Consider the following 17781-nt stretch of genomic DNA (forward strand, 5'->3'; position numbering starts at 1 on the left):
GTGGCTCGGATCAACCGAACAGGTCAGAATGCCAGACGCGGAATGCGTACGCAATAGTGCTTGACGCAGTAATCGACCGGTACGCCAGCGTGATTCGACTCGCAACCGATCAGCGAACCTCTTCGTCCGCGCGGAGCACACGCAGCTGGCCGATCTCGCTGACGTTCTTCATGAGCTCGGCGTTGACCCAAGCCATGGTGTGGGCCACGGTATAGCCGGAATCGGCGCCCCACGGGAAGGAGGCCGGGGCGTCCAGATCGGCATCGGCGTGCTTGTCGAGCACGTCCAGCCATTGCGTGCGCAGCTCCCGCAGCCATTCGGCAACTTTCGCGGCTCCCGGCCACTGGACGTCGCTGCGGTCGCGCGGTGTCCGGCCTTGCAGATGGTCCACGGTGACCGACCACCACCAGCCGATGTGCCAGGTGAGCCAGGCGATGGTGGGCGCGGGGATCGGATCGGGCTCGGTGTCGGCCCAGTCCGGCACCCACCGGCCGTCGCCGTCGGCGCGTACCGTCCACACCGTGGGCGCGGGCTCCCAGTGGCAGTCCTCGGCCGTCAGCAGGTTCAGGTGCAGTTCGAACAACGACCAGGTCAGGTCGAATTGCCAGCGCAGCAGATCGCGTCGGGAAACGGGCACCGGGCGATGATCGCACGGGCACGTGACCTGCGGCGACCGGATTTGTCGGTGGCCTGCGGTAGAAATCCGGTCAACCGAGAGAGGGGGACGCGTGACGATATCTCAGGTGGGGGCCGAGACGACGAGGTGGACCGCGGAGCAGATCACCGCGCTCGCACCCGACACCGCCTCATTGAACGCGGCGCGAAAACTGCACGGCCGCTGGCGCGGGACCGGGTGGTCGGAGTCGGCGCTGTGGGGGTTGTGCAAGGGCAGCGGAGCCAAGCCCTATCAGACGATCGTGGATCTGTCCGGACCCGCGTACAAATGCACGTGCCCGAGCCGGAAGTTCCCGTGCAAACATGCGCTGGCGCTGTTGCTGGCCTGGTCCGGCGGCGAGGTGCCCGAGGCGCCCGGCCCCGCCGACTTCGCCGCGGAGTGGCTCGGTGCGCGGGCCGCGCGGGCCGCGAAATCGGAGACGGCAGCACCCCGGACGGCGAGCGCGGCCACGGCCGGACAACGCCGTGCCCGGGTCACCGCGGGACTCGAGGACCTCGACATGTGGTTGTGCGATCAGGTGCGCACCGGGCTGGCGCAGGCCGACCGGTCCTTCCGCGCACTGGAGGCGGTGGCGGCCCGGATGGTCGACGCACAGGCCCCCGGGGTGGCCGGCGCGCTGCGACAACTGGCCCGCACAGTCTCGATCCGCGCGGATTGGCCCGCACTCCTGCTCCGCGAGTACGCCCGCCTACATCTGCTGGTCGCCGCGCACCGACGACTCGACGATCTCTCCCCCGCCACGGCGGCCGCCGTCCGCACACATGTCGGTTACCCGACCACCGCCGACGCGGTCCGCGCCGAACCCGGCGTGCGCGACCGCTGGATGGTCCTGGGCAGGCGCACGACCGAAGAGGAACGCCTCTACACACGCCGAGTCTGGTTGCGCGGCCGCACAACGGGCCGCTGGGCCCTGATCATCGACCACAATTTCGGAAGCCCGACCTTCCCCGCCGACATGCCCGCCCCCGGCCTACAGGCCGACGCTTACCTCCACTTCTACCCCGGAGCGTCCCCACTGCGCGCACTCTGGGGCGAAAGGCACGGCATCCCACAACCTTTCACCACGATCCCCACTCACCATCCCGTCGAACCCGACACCGAGCCCACCCTGGGAAACCAACCGGACGGGACAACAACCGCAGAAACCGGTGCAGCGGCTGTCCCGAACGCGCCCACCCTGTCCAGCGCCCCGGCGAAACCGGTCGACCGCCCCGCGGTACCAGCCACCTCCGCAATCGTCACCCGGTCCGCGACAACACCTGGTTCGACCGTCGACCACCCGGCGAAGCGGGACACCAGCACGGTCCGTCGGGCGGTATCGGGAAGTATCGCCAGGGCGCTCGAGGAGTATGCGCGGGCGTTGGGTGCCGATCCGTGGCTGCGGTCGTGGCCGATGGTGCTGGCCGAGGTGGTGCCGGTGGTTGTCGGTGAGGACTGGTATGTCGCCGAAGCCGATGGGACGGCACTGCCGCTGGCGCGGATGGCCGAAGCGCCGTGGCGGCTGGTGGGGTTGTCCGGTGGGCACCCCGTGACGGTGATCGGTGAATGGACGGCAGAAGGGCTGGTACCGGTTTCGGCGTTCACGGCGGGTGAGGTCGTCGACATCGGTGCCGAGGCGACGGGCGGACCGACCACCCAACCGGATGCCGATCTGTTGTCGGCGGCGCTGCTGGGAACGGCACGGCGCACGCTGGATCCGGCCCTCCTGGCGCAGCCGGTGGCCTCGGCCGCCGCGCGGCTGTCCGGTGACCCGGCGGCGATATTGCTCGAAACCGCCGGGCTGTACGACACTTTCGCGCGAGGCGGATTCCTGCCCGGGACCGCACCGCTCCCGGAACCGGCCGCGGAGGACACTCGCCCCGCGTTGTCACCGCCGTCCGCGGTTCGGCTGGCTCGCATGCTGACCGAGGGATCGCCGTTCCTGGCCGAATGGTTCGAGGTGATTGCGCCTCGGGAGCTGCGGGCGCCGGATGCCCTGTGCAGCCTGCTGCTCGAGCAGGCTCGGACCCGGCCCGCCCTGCGCGAACCCCTGTTGCGGCTGGCGGGTGCGCGAGGTCGCTGGCTGGCCCAGCAGAATCCGCAGTGGCGCACCCTCGTCCGCGCCGACCTCGACGACGCCTCGGTGTGGTCGCACGGCCGCCCGGCGGAGCGGCTCGCTTGGCTTCGCACGCTCCGTCGGCGCGACCCGCTCGCCGCCCGGGAGACTCTCGCGGACAGTTGGCGCCGCGAGTCCGGCCCCGCGCGGGCGGAACTGCTGGCGGTCCTGACCGACCGGCTCACCCACGACGACGAACCGCTGCTGGAGTCCGCGCTCGACGATCCCCGCGCCGACGTCCGGCGCGTCGCCGCCGACCTGCTTGCCCGCCTACCGGATTCGGCCTTCGCGCATCGGATGCGACAGCGCGCGGCGCGATGGCTCCGGCTGCAAGACAACCAGTTGATCGCCGACCTGCCGCATTCGCTCGACGACGCCGACCGCCGCGACGGCATCGCCGACCGGCTCGCCGAGACCGCGTACCGAGCCGATGGCGCACCGGATGCCGCGGCCGAATGGTTGCGTCGCTTGGTGGCGGCCACGCCACTGCGGCACTGGGAGGAGCTGTTCAGCGATCCCACACAGGCGATCGGCGTCCGGATGACCGACCGAATGCTGGGTCCGGTCTTCGCCGGCTGGGCCGACGCCGCGCGGGACCAACGCGATTCCCGCTGGGCAGCAGCGCTTTTCGAGGTGCTCACGATGACACCCACCCTCGGTGCGGAGACCGACGTCCGGCGCGATCTGTTCGCCCTGCTGCCCCTCGACGAGCGGGTGCGGCGGCTGCGGCGGCTGGACAGCAGCTGGCTCGCGGAGGTCGAGCTGTTGATCGCCGCGGTGCCGCGGCCGTGGCCGATGCCCTTGGCCGAACACGTGCTCCGGCTCTTACTCGACCGGGCACATCTGGCGGCGGCCCGCCCCGGCGCGCCCGGGCTGTCCCCGGCGTCCTATCGTTCCCTGTTCCGGGCGGCGGCGGTGCACTTTCCGGTCGAGGCCGCCGCCACCGTCGCCGCGGCAGCACGACGATGCGGGGATCCCTACTGGCAGAACACCTTCGACCAACTCTCCCATGACCTGACCGAACGCATGTCCATGCTCGAGGAGCTGCAGTGACCACCACGACCCAGGCACCCCAGGACGACCTGCTGCGCCCGCACGCCGAACAGGCGTTCGCCGACGAACTGCGCGCGCTGGCCGCCATCGATGACCGTCCCCGCCCGCCGTCGTGGCGGCTCTCGCCCTGGGCGGTCGTGACCTATCTGCTCGGCGGCACACTGCCCGACGGCACGATCGTCAGCCCGAAATATGTCGGGCCGCGGCGGCTGATGGAGGTGGCGGTCGCGACCCTGGCGACCGATCGCGCCCTGCTGCTGCTCGGTGTCCCCGGCACCGCGAAAACCTGGGTCTCGGAACATCTTTCGGCCGCCATCTGCGGCACCTCCACCCTGCTGGTCCAGGGCACGTCCGGCACCGCGGAGGAGGCGATCCGCTACGGCTGGAACTATGCGCGGCTGCTCGCCGAGGGCCCGACCGAGGGCGCGCTGGTGCCCTCGCCGATCATGACCGCCATGCGGGCCGGATCCATTGCCCGGGTCGAGGAGCTGACCCGCATCCCGTCCGATGTGCAGGATGCGCTGATCACCGTGCTGTCGGAGAAGACGCTGCCGGTGCCCGAGCTCGGGCGGGAGGTGCAGGCGGCCAAGGGCTTCAACGTGATCGCCACCGCCAACGACCGCGACCGCGGCGTCAACGAGCTGTCCTCGGCCCTGCGGCGACGATTCAACACCGTGGTCCTGCCGCTGCCCGCCGACGAGGACGAGGAGGTCGCGATCGTCACCCGCCGCGTCGAACAGCTCGGTGCCGCACTGGAATTGCCCGCCGTCCCGGCCGCCGCCGACGAGGTCCGCCGCGTGGTCCGCGTATTTCGGGAGCTGCGGTCCGGTGCGACCGCCGACGGCCGCACCAAGCTGAAGTCGCCGTCCGGGACGCTGTCGACGGCGGAGGCGATCTCGGTGATCACCAACGGCCTGGCCCTGTCGGCGCATTTCGGCGACGGCGTCCTGCGCGCCTCCGACGTGGCCGGTGCCGTGCTGGGCGCGGTGATCAAGGACCCGGTCGCCGACGCCGTGGTGTGGACCGAATACCTCGAGGCCGTCGTCCGCGAGCGCCCGGACTGGTCCGATTTCTACCGCGCCTGCCGCGAGGTACACGGATGACGACGACGCACGCCGTCCGTGTGAGTTCCGAGGACCGGCGTGCTCATGGACCGGCCGACGGGACCGCACCCGCCGAGACGCGCGTATTCGGTATCCGCCACCACGGGCCTGGTTCGGCGCGGTCGCTTCGGTTGGCGCTGGAGCAGTTTCGCCCCGACACCATCCTGATCGAGGGCCCGGCCGATGCCGATCCGCTGGTCGGGTATGCGGCCGCCGACGGGATGGAACCACCGGTGGCGTTGCTGGCCTACGTGCCGGATGCACCGTCGCGGGCGGCGTTCTGGCCCTTCGCCGTCTTCTCCCCCGAATGGCAGGCGCTGCGTTATGCCACCGACCGTGACGTGGCGGTGCGCTTCTGTGATCTGCCCGCCGCCAACGCCCTGGCCATGGACGACGAGCCGGGTGACCGCACCGACCCGCTGGCCGCGCTCGCCTCCGCCGCCGGATACGACGACCCGGAGCGCTGGTGGGACGCGGTCATCGAATCCACTGCCGACGCAGACACGTTCGCCGCGGTCACCGAGGCCATGGCGGCATTGCGCGACAATGCCGATGCCGCATCGCCTGTCGACGGCTCGGCACTACCGGCCGCCGTCGACGACCACACCTTGCGCCGCGAGGCGTACATGCGTCAGACGATGCGCAAGGCGTTGAAAGACGGCGCCACCCGGCTCGCGGTGATCTGCGGAGCGTGGCATGCACCCGCGCTGACGGGCCCGCTGGGACCGGCCGCTCCGGATGCCCGGCTGCTCAAGGGATTACCGAAGGTGAAGACGGCGCTGACGTGGGTGCCGTGGACCCATTCACGACTGGCGGGCGCCTCCGGCTACGGCGCAGGCGTCACCTCACCCGGGTGGTATCACCATCTGTTCACCCGGACCGAGCAGCCGATCGCCCGCTGGCTCACCAAGGTGGCCGCGACGCTGCGGGCTCACGATCTGCCGGTCTCGAGCGCACACATCATCGAATCGGTCCGGCTCGCCGATACTCTCGCCGCCCTGCGGGGCCGCCCGCTGCCGGGCCTGTCGGAGGTCACCGACGCCACCAGGGCGGTGCTGTGCGACGGCGACGAGGCGCTGCTGCGAATGATCACCGCCGAGCTGGTGGTCGGCGAGGCACTCGGCTCGGTCCCCGACGACACCCCGGCCGTTCCGCTCGACGCCGATCTGCGTACCCAGGCGCGGTCGCTGCGGCTCAAACAGCAAGCCCTGGCCCGCCACCTGGATCTCGACCTCCGCAAGACGCTCGACGTCGCCCGCTCCCACCTGCTGCACCGGCTGCGACTGCTCGATATCGACTGGGGGACACCGACTTCCGGTGACGTCCGCAACTCCGGCACCTTCCGGGAATCGTGGACGCTGCGGTGGGAGCCGGAGCTGTCCGTCGCGGTCATCGAGGCCTCCCGGTGGGGCACCACCATCCACGCCGCCGCCGAGGCCAAGATCCTCGACACCACCGCCGCATCCGACACCACCGTCGCCGATCTGAGCGGCGCACTGGAATCGGCGCTGCTCGCCGACCTCGGCGGGGCCATCGGCGGCCTGGTGACGAGGCTGGAATCGGTGGCGGCACTGGATCACGACATCAGCCATCTGCTGGCCGCCCTGCCGGGCCTGATCCGCACGCTGCGCTACGGCGATGTCCGCGGCACCGATGTCGGGTCCCTCGCCCACGTCGCCGACGGGCTGCTGGTGCGCATCTGCGCCGGATTGCCCGGCGCGGTCACCGGTCTCGACGCCGACGCGGCCGCACAGCTGCGCGCCCTGCTCGATGCTGCCCACCTCGCCGTGGCCACCCGCGACAACGCCTGGGCGACCGGCCAGTGGCTGGGCGCGCTGCGCACGGTCGCCGACCGCGACGACGTCCACGGCGCCCTGGTGGGTCGCGCGGTCCGGCTGCTCTGCGACGCCGGTGTCATCGACGACGCCGACTCCGCCCGGCGCCTGTCGGCCGCCCTGTCGATCGGCCGTACCCCCGCGGAGAAGGCGGCCTGGATCGACGGATACCTCGGTGGTCGGGGTCTGCTACTGGTCCACGACCGAGACCTGTTGCGCCGCATCGACGAGTGGCTGTGCGGCCTGGACGAGGATCAGTTCGTCACCACCCTGCCACTGCTCCGGAGAACCTTCGGCGCCTTCGAGAGCGGGGAACGCCAGGCCATCGCCCACGCGGTGCGCAACGGCGTGCCCGCCACCGCATCCCACGGCACCGCTGCCGATTTCGACCTAAACCGCGGCGGCACGGCGCTGCGATCGATCACCGAAATCCTGGAGGTCGCGCGATGACCGATGACGCACAGGCTCGTCGATGGCGTCTGGTCCTCGGCGCGCCCGCCGAGGCCGGACTGGGCGGGCCGGGTTCGGCCGAGGACGCGGCCATGGATCGCGCGCTGTCGGCGCTCTACAACGCCGATGAGCAATCGGCGACCGACAAGCGGGCGGCCGGTCTGGGCGGTTCGGCGCCGAAGGTGGCCCGCTGGCTCGGCGACATCCGCACCTACTTCCCGTCGTCGGTGGTGGAGGTCATGCAGCGGGACGCGGTCGAGCGGCTGAACCTCACCGAACTGCTGCTGGAGCCGGAGCTGCTCGAGGCCGTCGAACCCGACGTGCACCTGGTCGGCACCCTGCTGAGCCTGAATCGGGTGATGCCCGAAACCACCAGGGCCACGGCGCGAATGGTGGTGGAGAAGGTGGTGCGGGAGATCGAGCGGCGGATCGCCGCGCGCACCGTGGCCGCCGTGTCCGGCGCGTTGAACCGGGCGGCACGGGTCACCCGGCCGAAACTGCGCGATATCGACTGGGACCGCACGATCCGCCGCAATCTCGCGCACTACCTGCCCGAGCACCGCACGGTGGTCCCGCAGCGCCTGGTCGGCTACGGCCGCAAGGCACAGGCGGTCCGCCGCGACGTGGTCCTCGCCATCGACCAATCCGGTTCGATGGCCTCCAGCGTGGTGTACGCCTCGGTGTTCGGCGCCGTGCTGGCGTCGATGCGTGCGCTGAAAACCAGCCTGGTGGTGTTCGATACGGCCGTCGTCGACCTCACCGACCAACTCGACGATCCGGTGGAGGTCCTGTTCGGCACGCAATTGGGCGGCGGCACCGATATCAATCGCGCGATCGCCTACTGCCAGCAGCTGATCACCCGCCCGGCCGACACCTTGTTCGTGCTGATCTCCGACCTCTACGAGGGGGGTATCCGCGCCGAGATGCTGCGCCGCATCGCCGCCATGAAGGAGGCCGGAGTCCAGGTCCTGGTGCTGCTGGCCCTGTCCGACGACGGTGCGCCCGCCTACGACCACGAGAATGCCGCGGCGCTGGCGGCACTGGGCGTCCCCGCCTTCGCCTGCACCCCGGACAAATTCCCGGATTTGCTTGCCGTCGCCCTCGACCGCGGTGACGTGCACGCCTGGGCGCACGTCAACGCGGGCCGAACCTAGCTACCGAACATCTGCATCAACGTCGCCAGATTCACGGCGATGTTCAGCAACAGACTGAGGGCCTGCAGAATCTCCATGTCCTACCCCTTCGATCGAATGCGAACGAACCGGGCAAACAAGTAAGCGCTTCGCATCCTACGCGGCCGTTTCCGCGATCCGGGGTGAGGCTCGCGCCCCTCAGAGGTCGGCGATGGCGGCCAGCGGCGGGGTGCGGGCGGCCCGGATACCGGGCCACAGTGCGGCCAGCACACCCACCGCACCGGATCCGACGAGCATCACCACGATCTGGGTCCAGGGCACCGCGATCTCCTCGATCCCCAGATCCCGTAGCGTGCGCAGGAATCCGACGCCCAGGCTCAGCCCGAGCACCACGCCGACCACCGCACCGAACACGGCGATCAGCATCGACTCCAGGTAGACCGACCGGCGCACCTGCGGCCGCTGCATGCCGACCGCGCGCAGCATTCCGATCTCGCGGCGCCGCTCCACGACCGACAGGGCGAGCGTATTGACGATGCCGAGGACGGCGATCACGACCGCCAGCGCCAGCAGTCCGTACAGGATGGCCAGCATGGTGTTGATCTGCTGCCCCTGGGCTCCCTTGAACTGCTCGTGATCCTGAACCTGCACGATGGCGAATTGCTCGGTCGCCTTCTCCAGGCCGGTGCGCATCGCGGACAGATCCGCCCCGGGCGCGGCGGCGATCAGCACGAGGAAATCGCTGCGGAACGACACCGGCGTGACCTGGTCGTAGACGGCGGCCGGCACGACGAGCTTCCCGAGCAGCTGGGTGTCCTTGTAGATGCCGGACACGGTCAGCCGGATCTTCTTGTTGTCCACGCTGGTCAGCTCGGCGGTCTGCCCCAGCTGCCAGTTCCGGTCCTTCGCCTCGCTCTCCGACACCAGGACATCGGTGTCGGAGAGGGTGCGGGAGCCCTGTCGCAGTTCATAGTTCAGCACCGCGTCCAGCGGTCCCTCGGGTGAGGTCGCGACGAGCGAGTCGGTGCCGATCTTCAGATTGGTGCCCCGGATGGCGACCACGTCACGCACGCCGGGAACGGATTTCACGGCGTCACCGGCCGCCATCGGCACACCGACGAAACTGCCGGTCGGCCCGGCCAGGATGTAGTCGGCCTTCACGCCCTTGTCCACCAGCTCACCGATGCTGGCCTTGGCGGAGGCACCGAACATGCCGATCGCCGATACCAGCATCAGCCCGAGGGTCAACGCGAAAGCGGTTGCCGCCGTGCGGCGCGGGTTGCGCACCGCATTGTTACGCGCCATCCGGCCGATCGGCCCCAGCGCACCGACCCCCAGTCCGAGAGTCCCCACCACCGGGCGCGACAACCACGGCAAGGCCAGCAGAATCGCCACTATCAGTGCGCCCGCGCCGATTCCGACCGTCCGGGCGGCATCGCCGCCGGTCGACTGGGCACCCCACACGGCCAGCCCGATACCCGCGACCCCCAGCACACCGCCGACCAGGGTCCGTACCCGCAGCGACTCGCCGACCGAGGCGAACTCCTCCCGCATCGCTTCCACGGGCGGGATCTTCGCCGCCCGCCGCGCCGGGGCGTATGCGCTGAGCACTGTCACCAGGACGCCGACCCCGAGCGCCACCAGGACAGTGCGCGGCTGCACCGACATGGCACCGGTCGGCAGCCCGAGATCGAAGGCGTTGAGCAGCCCCGACAGTCCGAAGGCCAACGCGACTCCGGCGCCCAGCCCGACCGCGCTGCCGATCAGTCCGATGACCAGCGCCTCCGACACCACCGACAGGCCCACCTGACGACGGCTCGCACCCACCGCGCGCAACAGTGCCAGCTCACGCAGCCGCTGCGCGACGATCATCGAGAAGGTGTTGTAGATGATGAACGTGCCCACCAGCAGGGCGATCGCACCGAAGGCGAGCAGGAAGTAGTTGACGAACTTCAAGGCGTTGCCGAGCTGCGACTTCATATCCTCGCGGACCTGGTCACCGTTCTGCACCTTGTAGCCGGGTAGCGCCTTGGCGATCTCGTCGCGCAGCTCGTCGACCTTCACGCCCGGTGCCGCCGCGACGTCGATATAGGCCACGTGGTGCTCGTCGGCGAACAGCTGGCGCGCCTGCTGATCATCGAACAGCAGGCCGATGAAGCCGCCGGTATCGGAGGGAACGGTGTAGATGCCGCTGACGGTGACATCGACGGTGCTCTTGGAGGGAATCAGCACCTTGGCCTTGTCGCCGACCTTCAATCCGGCCTTCTCGGCACCCTCGGAGTTGAGCGCGATCTCGCCCGGCTTCGCCGGAGCCGCGCCGGCCACGATCTTCTCCGGCTCGGAGACAGCTCGCTCCGGCGGTATATAGGACTGGCCCCAACTCGGCGCGCCACCGGTCTGCACCGCGCGGCCGTCCTTCAGCAGCACCACCGGGCCGTTGACGCCGGGAGCGACGGCACGCACGCCCGCCAGACCGGACACCTTGTCCAGCGCCGCCACCGGAACGCCCAGCGAAGGCCGCTCCTGCGGGCTCACCCGCACATCGACGCCCTTGGCCTGCTGGGCGAAGATCCCGTCGAAGGTGCGCTGCAGGGTGTCGGTGAAGACGAACGATCCTGCGATGAAGGCGGTTCCGAGGACTACCGACAACACCGTCAGCGCCAGCCGCAGCTTGTGCGCGGCGAGGTTGCGCAAGGCCACCTTGCGCATGGGATTGCTCGCCATTACAGGTTCTCCAGCGACTTCATCCGATCCAGCACCGAATCCGCGGTGGGCTCGCGCATTTCGTCGACGATGCGGCCGTCGGCGAGGAACACCACCCGGTCGGCGTGGGCCGCGGCATGCGGTTCGTGGGTCACGATGACCACGGTCTGCCCGAATTCGTCCACGGCCGCGCGCAGGATCGACAGCACCTCACCGGACGAGCGCGAGTCCAGGTTGCCCGTCGGCTCGTCGCCGAAGATGATGTCGGGCTTGGCCGACAGTGCCCGTGCGCACGCCACTCGCTGCTGCTGCCCGCCCGACAGCTCGCTGGGCCGGTGCCCGAGCCGGTCGCCGAGGCCGAGCCGCTTGATCACCGTCTCCAGCCAGCCCTGATCGGCCTTGCGGCCCGCGATGTCCAGCGGCAGCGTGATGTTCTCCAGGGCCGTCAGCGTCGGCACCAGGTTGAACGCCTGGAATACGAAGCCGACCCGGTCGCGGCGCAGCTGCGTCATCTGCTTGTCCGACAGCCCGGTCAGCGCGGTGTCGCCGATGTGCACGGTGCCGGAGGTGGCGCTGTCGAGCCCGGCCAGGCAGTGCATGAGGGTGGACTTCCCGGACCCCGACGGGCCCATGATCGCGGTGAATTCGCCCTGGGCGAATTCGGCCGACACCCCGTCCAGCGCGCGGACCTGGGTGTCACCCGACCCGTACAGCTTGACCAGATCGGTGGCACGGGCCGCGGCCGTGGTGGATAGAGCGGGTTCGGTGCCCAGGGCATCGGCAGTCATGCCCTCCAGTGTTGCGGCACCTCGAGTCTCGCGCCATCCGGAATGTCCCCCAATACCCAGGGCGGAGTCCCGAATCCGCGGAGATCTCCCTAGGCGCCGCTGGACAGCGCGGCCACGACGACCAGCACCACGACCAGCAGAACCACCGCGCCGAGGATGATCCCGAGGATCAGCCCGGCACTGGACTTGCGCTTGTACGTGCTCGGCGGGAGCACCGGCCGCATCGGCGCGAGGCCGGGGGTGGGCTGCGGATACTGCGGATTCGACCGGTAGACCGGCTGCGGTGGCGGGGTCGCCGACCGTACGCCCGCGGGCGGCGGGACGGTCGGGTTGGCGGGGCCGGTCGCCGGACGCGGGGCCATCGGCATTCCCGGCCCCGTCGCGGGCCGCCCCTGCGTCGGCATCGCCGGACCGGTGAAGGGACGCCCGGGCACCGGCATGGACGGCGCGCTGGGCGGGGCGAAGGCGCGGCGGGCGGCGGCCGCGAATTCGGCACAGGTGCCGAAGCGGTCGTCGGGCCGCTTCGACATGGCCTTCAGCAGGACGCCGTCCAGCGCCGACGGCAGGCCGGGCCGCACGCTGCTCAACGGCGGGGGCGGACCCTGCAGATGTCCGCGGATCACCGCCGCCGGATTGGGTGCGGGGAACGGGCCGCTCCCGGTGAACAGCCAGAACAGGCTGCAGGCCAGCGAATACTGATCCGACCGGCCGTCGAGTTGGGCACCGGTGAGCTGTTCGGGCGAGGCGTAGGCCAGCGTCGCGGTGAACGTCCCGGTCTGCGTCAGATGCCCCCCGTCGTCGCGCAGCCGGGCGATGCCGAAGTCGGTGAGGTAGACCCGCTCGCCCTTACCCCCGGTCGAGCGCGCCAGCAGCATGTTCCCCGGTTTCACGTCCCGGTGCAGCACACCGTTGCGGTGCGCGTAGTCCAGCGCCTCGGCGACCTCGGCAATGATCTGCACCGCCCGCTCCGGCGGTAGCTTACGCGGGTCGACGCTGGCCGCATCGATACCGTCGATGTACTGCATCGAGATCCACAGCTGGCCGTCCTCGAGCCCGCGGTCGTAGACGGTGACGATATTCGGATGGTCCAGCTGGGCGACCAGATCGGCCTCGCGTTCGAAGCGGGCACGAATCTCGCTGTCGGACACCATCTCGCGGTTGAGCAGCTTCAGGGCTGTCATCCGGGGCAATCGGGGATGTTTGGCCAGGTAGACCGATCCCATGCCACCGCGGCCCAGTACCCGCTCGATGACATAGCCGGCGAGGACGTCACCGTTGGCCAGCATGCAAGCTCCCACTTCCCGTAAAACACCGAAACCATAGCAGTCCGATCCGACCTTGTCGGTGGCTACCGATACGCTCTGACACCATGCGCATTGGAGCACACGTCCGGCAAGACAGTGATCCGATCGGCTTCGGTGAGCGACTGGGCGCCGAGGTCATCCAGATGTTCGTGATCGACCCGCAGGGCTGGGAAAAGCCGCAGCCGCACCCGCGGGCCGAGCAGATCAAGGCCAGCCCGATCGATGTGGTGGTGCACTCGTCGTATCAGATCAACGTGGCCAGCACGAACAACCGGCTGCGCATGCCCTCGCGCAATGCGGTGGCGCAGCAGGCGCAGGCCGCGGCCGATCTGGGTGCCTTCGGGCTGGTCGTGCACGGCGGGCACGTACGCTCCGACGCCGAGATCGAGGCCGGAATCGACAACTGGCGCAAGCTGTTCGAGCGTCAAAAGGATAAGGGCGGCTTCGCGGTGCCCATCCTGATCGAGAACACCGCGGGCGGAAATCACGCCATGGCACGGCATTTCGATTCCATCGCCCGGCTGTGGGATGCGGTGGGCGACTACGGTGCCGGTTTCTGCCTGGACACCTGCCATGCCTGGGCGGGCGGTGAGGAGCTGATCGGCGTCGTGGACCGCATCAAGGCGATCACCGGCCGCATCGACCTGGTGCACCTGAATTCCTCCCGCGACGAGTTCAATTCGGGCGCCGACCGGCACGCCAATTTCGCCGACGGCACCATCGATCCGCAGCTGCTGGCCGAGGTGTGCCGCACCGCCGATGCGCCGGTCGTGCTGGAGACTCCGGCCGAGGGGTTGGCCGATGATCTGGCGTACCTGCGCGAACACGTGGGATAGATCGGATCCGACTGACCGTAATCCTGTCCGTTTCGTTCGTGCCGTGGTGTCCTCGAACCAGCTCTGGTTCGAGGAAAGGCCCTGTATGTCCGTCGATTACGCAGCAGACACCGCGACTGCCGTGCGGGTGGTCAAACTCGGCACACACATCGGCGCCCGTCTCGAGGGCATTCGGCTGGGCGGGGACCTGAGCCTCGACACGGTCGCGCTGATCCGGGCCGCGCTCAATGAGCACAAGGTGATCTTCTTCCGCGATCAGCGCCATCTGACCGAGGACGGGCAGTACGAGTTCGCGCGGCTGCTCGGCACGCCGACCACGCCACATCCGACGGTCACCTCGCACGGGGTGAAGAGCCTGGCCATCGACTCGCACCACGGCCGCGCCAACAGCTGGCACTCCGATGTCACCTTCGTCGATCGCATTCCGAAGGCGTCGATCCTGCGGGCGGTCACCCTGCCCGGCTACGGCGGCTCGACCACCTGGGCCTCCACCGTCGCCGCCTACAACTCGCTGCCCGATCCGCTGCGGCGGCTGGCCGAGAGCCTGCGCGCCCGGCACACCAACCAATACGACTACGCCGCAGCCCAGGACGACTCGCCCGACGAGAACGCCCGCGCCTACCGCGCCGAATTCGAGTCCTCCTACTACGAGACCGAGCATCCGGTGGTGCGCGTCCACCCCGAAACCGGCGAACGCGCCCTGCTCCTGGGCCATTTCGTCAAACATTTCGTGGGCGTGACCACCGCCGAATCCCACACCCTGTTCCGACTGTTCCAGGACCGCGTCACCCGCCTCGAACACACCACCCGCTGGAACTGGTCCCCCGGCGACGTCGCCATCTGGGACAACCGCGCCACCCAGCACTATGCCATCGACGACTACGACCCCACCGAACACCGCAAACTCACCCGCATCACCCTCGCCGGCGACATCCCCGTCGGCGTCGACGGCACCCCCAGCACGGTGATCACAGGCAACGCCGAGCACTACTCGATCGTCGAAAAGACCTCCGGGGCCGCCTGACTGGGTCGGCTATGACCGGGGAAATACAGTCCACCTGCACTCGAGCAACCACGCACGGTTTGCGGCGCGGCTCGTCGTTCGAGGGTCGCTGCGTAGGCGACGAAGGAGCAAGCAGCGGCCCTCGAACGACGAGCCACCAGGGCGCCGCAAACCCGCGACGCCGGAGGCGGCGCCATCGAACACAGCTGTTTGAATCTCCTTATGGATATTCGGCCGCTGGACGGGGTTCGGGTTCTCGAACTGGGCAATTACATCGCCGCGCCGACCGCCGGGCGGATCCTGGGAGACTTCGGGGCCGAGGTGATCAAGGTCGAGCGGCCGCAGACCGGGGACGAGCTGCGCAGGTGGCGGCTCTACGGCGGCGACACCTCGATGCTGTATCGCACGGTCAACCGGAACAAGAAGTCGATCACCCTGGATCTGCGCACCGAGGCGGGCCGCGCCGTCGTGCTGCGACTGATCCGGCACTGCGATGTCCTGCTGGAGAACTTCCGCCCCGGCATGCTCGAGAAGTGGGGACTCGGGCCGGAGGCGCTCGACGAAGCGAATCCGGACCTGGTCGTCACCCGCATCTCCGCCTACGGACAGACCGGCCCGATGGCCCGGCGCCCGGGGTTCGCGGCGGTGGCCGAGGCCGTCGGCGGCCTGCGCGAACTGGTCGGCGACCCGGACCGGCCGCCGGTGCGGGTCGGTGTGTCGATCGGTGATTCGATCGCGGGAATCTACGCCGCCTTCGGCACGGTCATGGCCCTGTTCCAGCGTGGCCGCGCGAGCGAACCGATTCCGTTGTCGCAGCGGGTGATCGACGTGGCGCTCAACGAGTCCATCCTGTCGGTGATGGAGTCGCTGGTGCCCGACTACCTGGCCTACGGCATCCGGCGCGAACGCGTCGGCGGCCGCATGGAGGGCATCGCCCCCAGCAATGCGTACCCCTGTAACGACGGCACCAGCATCATCATCGGCGGCAACGGCGATGCCATCTTCCGGCGCTATATGCAGGTGATCGAGCGCCCGGATCTGGCGGACGACCCGGAACTGCAGGACAACGCGGGCCGCTGGCGCCACCGCGACCGTCTGGATGCCGCCATCGCCGAATGGACCCGCCAACACTCCCGCGACGAGGCCCTGAAGATTCTGGAGGATGCGGCGATACCCTGCGGCCCGATCTACACCGCCGCCGATATCGTCGCCGATTCGCAGTACCGGGCACGCAACATGATTCAGCCGTTCGCGGTGGACGTGGGTGAGCCGGAGCCCAAACAGGTCGGCTTCCCCGGCATCGTGCCGGTGATCGGCGACCGCTCACTGCCCATCCGCACCGTCGGACCCGATCTCGGCGAGCACACCCGAGAGGTGCTGTCGGGACTGCTCGGCATGTCCGACGCCGAGATCGACGCCCTGGAGATGCCATGACCGACACCTCGGCGATGCTGCGCGACGTGACGTTGCGCGACGGGTTGCAGTTGACCGGCAAGGTGCTGGCGACCGAGCGCAAGATCGAGATCGCCCGGACGCTGCTGGGACTCGGCGTGCCCGCGCTGGAGATCGGTTCGATGGCCCGCCCGGACCTCGTCCCCCCGATGGCCAACACCATGGAGCTGGTCTCCGCCCTCGAACCCGAACAGCTGCAACGGTGTTGGGTATGGGTGGCGACGCCGCGCCAAGTGGAACGCGCGGCGACGGCCGGTGTGCGGAACTTCCAGTACTGCCTGTCGGTGTCGGACGCGCACAACAAGGCCAATATCGGCCGCAGCACCGAGGACAGCGTGGCCGCCATGCCCGACGCCATCCGGCTCGCCCACGACGCCGGCGGCGCCATCCAGCTGTGCCTGGCCACGGCCTTCACTTGTCCGTTCGAGGGTCCGGTCGATCCCGAACGCGTGCTGGCGATCGCCGCCGACCCCCGTACCGACGGCGCGACCGATATCGTGCTGGCCGATACCCTCGGCCAGGCCCATCCCGCCCAGGTGAGCGCCCTGGTCGAAGCGGTACGTACCCGAACTCCTCAGCGCCGCATAGTCTTTCACGGCCATGACACCTGGGGCATGGGGGTGGCCAATTCCCTGGCCGCACTGGCGGCGGGCGCGACGATGGTGGACGGCTCGCTGGGCGGCCTGGGCGGCTGCCCATTCGCGCCGGGCGCCAGTGGCAACACCTCGACCGAGGACCTCCTGTTCGCCACCCGGCCACGCTGGTTCACACCGCAGACGCTGGCCGAGCTGGTCCGGCTCTCGGAGGGACTGCTCGCCGAACTGGCCGAGCCCAACCGCTCCCGCGCCGCCGAGGGCGCGCGCTCGGAGGCGGCGGCCTTCGAATGGGTCGTGCGCCGCTAGGACCCCGGAACCTGTACCTTCCCCACCAGCTCGATTCCGGTCACGATATCCGGGTGGATGCGCACGATCCGATGCCGGGCCCCCGGCAGCCACGGATCGATCAGCCGTTCGTAGCGTGCGATCTCCTCCGGATCGGTCACGGCCTCGGCCGTGCCGGTCAGGATCACGCACCATCCCAGCTGGGTGTGATGGTCGATGGTGTCGGCCTCGTAGGAGACCACCTGCCGATCGGCGTGCAGCGGCACGATCCCGAGATTGGCGTGGATGATCACCTCTTCGCCGTCGACGATGTGGTTGACCGGCCGAATGGTCGGCAACGCGTGCCGCGCGAAGACCAGCCGACCGAACCGCACCGATCCCAGCAGCCGCAGGGAGTCGCCGTTCGTCAGTTCGCGCAGCTCCCGCTCGCCGTGGTCCGCCATAGACCGATTATCCGTCTCGCGGTACC

Annotated in this window: 13 protein-coding genes; 8 read left to right on the forward strand and 5 right to left on the reverse strand. The window is 69.5% G+C overall.

Annotated features, from left to right (window positions below):
* Window positions 1–109: 109 nt before the first annotated feature.
* Window positions 110–637, reverse strand: a complete 528-nt coding sequence (locus IU452_RS01565; RefSeq protein WP_195107042.1) for a DinB family protein — start codon at window positions 635–637, stop codon at window positions 110–112.
* A 91-nt stretch (window positions 638–728) separates the two neighbouring features.
* Here IU452_RS01565 and IU452_RS37855 point away from each other — a divergent pair, with 91 nt between their 5' ends.
* Genes IU452_RS37855 through IU452_RS01585 form a run of 4 tightly spaced genes read left to right on the forward strand, consistent with a single transcriptional unit; the run spans window position 729 to window position 8366 of the window.
* Window positions 729–3824: an SWIM zinc finger family protein gene (locus IU452_RS37855; protein ID WP_324192385.1), complete on the forward strand. Its 3096-nt coding sequence runs from the start codon at window positions 729–731 to the stop codon at window positions 3822–3824.
* Complete coding sequence (locus tag IU452_RS01575; RefSeq protein ID WP_195107043.1) at window positions 3821–4927, forward strand: ATP-binding protein; 1107 nt, start codon at window positions 3821–3823, stop codon at window positions 4925–4927. The genes IU452_RS37855 and IU452_RS01575 overlap by 4 nt, the downstream gene beginning before the upstream one ends.
* Window positions 4924–7212 carry a DUF5682 family protein gene (locus tag IU452_RS01580; protein ID WP_228816266.1) on the forward strand — a complete coding sequence of 763 codons (2289 nt, stop codon included), beginning with the start codon at window positions 4924–4926 and terminating at the stop codon, window positions 7210–7212. Before IU452_RS01575 ends, IU452_RS01580 begins: the two co-directional genes overlap by 4 nt.
* Window positions 7209–8366: a VWA domain-containing protein gene (locus IU452_RS01585; protein WP_195107044.1), complete on the forward strand. Its 1158-nt coding sequence runs from the start codon at window positions 7209–7211 to the stop codon at window positions 8364–8366. The genes IU452_RS01580 and IU452_RS01585 overlap by 4 nt, the downstream gene beginning before the upstream one ends.
* 177 nt (window positions 8367–8543) lie before the next feature.
* Here the strand turns inward: IU452_RS01585 and IU452_RS01590 are convergent, their stop codons facing one another.
* The 3 genes from IU452_RS01590 to IU452_RS01600 form a co-directional block, all read right to left on the reverse strand.
* Window positions 8544–11069, reverse strand: coding sequence for an ABC transporter permease (locus IU452_RS01590; RefSeq protein WP_195107045.1), 2526 nt, complete (start codon window positions 11067–11069; stop codon window positions 8544–8546).
* Entirely contained in the window at window positions 11069–11836 is a 768-nt protein-coding gene (locus IU452_RS01595; protein WP_195107046.1) for an ABC transporter ATP-binding protein, read from the reverse strand. The genes IU452_RS01590 and IU452_RS01595 overlap by 1 nt, the downstream gene beginning before the upstream one ends.
* A gap of 89 nt (window positions 11837–11925) precedes the next feature.
* A complete protein-coding gene (locus tag IU452_RS01600; RefSeq protein WP_195107047.1) occupies window positions 11926–13122 on the reverse strand; it encodes a serine/threonine-protein kinase in 1197 nt (398 codons plus the stop codon).
* 83 nt (window positions 13123–13205) lie between these two features.
* Between IU452_RS01600 and IU452_RS01605 the strand changes: the two genes are divergently transcribed.
* From IU452_RS01605 to IU452_RS01620, 4 genes are all read left to right on the forward strand, one after another.
* The gene (locus IU452_RS01605) at window positions 13206–13976 is read left to right on the forward strand and encodes a deoxyribonuclease IV (protein WP_195107048.1); all 771 of its coding nucleotides are present in this window, start codon (window positions 13206–13208) and stop codon (window positions 13974–13976) included.
* An 85-nt stretch (window positions 13977–14061) separates the two neighbouring features.
* Window positions 14062–15000, forward strand: coding sequence for a TauD/TfdA dioxygenase family protein (locus IU452_RS01610; RefSeq protein ID WP_195107049.1), 939 nt, complete (start codon window positions 14062–14064; stop codon window positions 14998–15000).
* Window positions 15001–15201: 201 nt separating this feature from the next.
* Window positions 15202–16413, forward strand: a complete 1212-nt coding sequence (locus tag IU452_RS01615; RefSeq protein ID WP_195107050.1) for a CaiB/BaiF CoA transferase family protein — start codon at window positions 15202–15204, stop codon at window positions 16411–16413.
* Window positions 16410–17333 (forward strand): hydroxymethylglutaryl-CoA lyase, encoded by a 924-nt coding sequence (locus IU452_RS01620; protein ID WP_195107051.1) that lies wholly within the window; start codon window positions 16410–16412, stop codon window positions 17331–17333. The genes IU452_RS01615 and IU452_RS01620 overlap by 4 nt, the downstream gene beginning before the upstream one ends.
* On the opposite strand, the gene IU452_RS01625 is transcribed toward IU452_RS01620, so the two are convergent.
* Window positions 17330–17755 (reverse strand): pyridoxamine 5'-phosphate oxidase family protein, encoded by a 426-nt coding sequence (locus tag IU452_RS01625; protein WP_195107052.1) that lies wholly within the window; start codon window positions 17753–17755, stop codon window positions 17330–17332. The two genes, IU452_RS01620 and IU452_RS01625, sit on opposite strands and share 4 nt — an antisense overlap.
* Between the last annotated feature and the right edge of the window lie 26 nt (window positions 17756–17781).

Source organism: Nocardia transvalensis (assembly GCF_015477765.1).
Lineage (GTDB): Bacteria > Actinomycetota > Actinomycetes > Mycobacteriales > Mycobacteriaceae > Nocardia > Nocardia transvalensis_A.

Excerpts from the sequence above, each read along its gene's own strand:
- IU452_RS01610 (WP_195107049.1), top strand. The coding sequence starts at position 14,062 with ATGTCCGTCGATTACGCAGCAGACACCGCGACTGCCGTGCGGGTGGTC.
- IU452_RS01615 (WP_195107050.1), top strand. The coding sequence starts at position 15,202 with ATGGATATTCGGCCGCTGGACGGGGTTCGGGTTCTCGAACTGGGCAAT.
- IU452_RS01625 (WP_195107052.1), bottom strand. The coding sequence starts at position 17,755 with ATGGCGGACCACGGCGAGCGGGAGCTGCGCGAACTGACGAACGGCGAC.
- IU452_RS01595 (WP_195107046.1), bottom strand. The coding sequence starts at position 11,836 with ATGACTGCCGATGCCCTGGGCACCGAACCCGCTCTATCCACCACGGCC.
- IU452_RS01580 (WP_228816266.1), top strand. The coding sequence starts at position 4,924 with ATGACGACGACGCACGCCGTCCGTGTGAGTTCCGAGGACCGGCGTGCT.
- IU452_RS01620 (WP_195107051.1), top strand. The coding sequence starts at position 16,410 with ATGACCGACACCTCGGCGATGCTGCGCGACGTGACGTTGCGCGACGGG.
- IU452_RS01585 (WP_195107044.1), top strand. The coding sequence starts at position 7,209 with ATGACCGATGACGCACAGGCTCGTCGATGGCGTCTGGTCCTCGGCGCG.
- IU452_RS01590 (WP_195107045.1), bottom strand. The coding sequence starts at position 11,069 with ATGGCGAGCAATCCCATGCGCAAGGTGGCCTTGCGCAACCTCGCCGCG.
- IU452_RS01605 (WP_195107048.1), top strand. The coding sequence starts at position 13,206 with ATGCGCATTGGAGCACACGTCCGGCAAGACAGTGATCCGATCGGCTTC.
- IU452_RS01600 (WP_195107047.1), bottom strand. The coding sequence starts at position 13,122 with ATGCTGGCCAACGGTGACGTCCTCGCCGGCTATGTCATCGAGCGGGTA.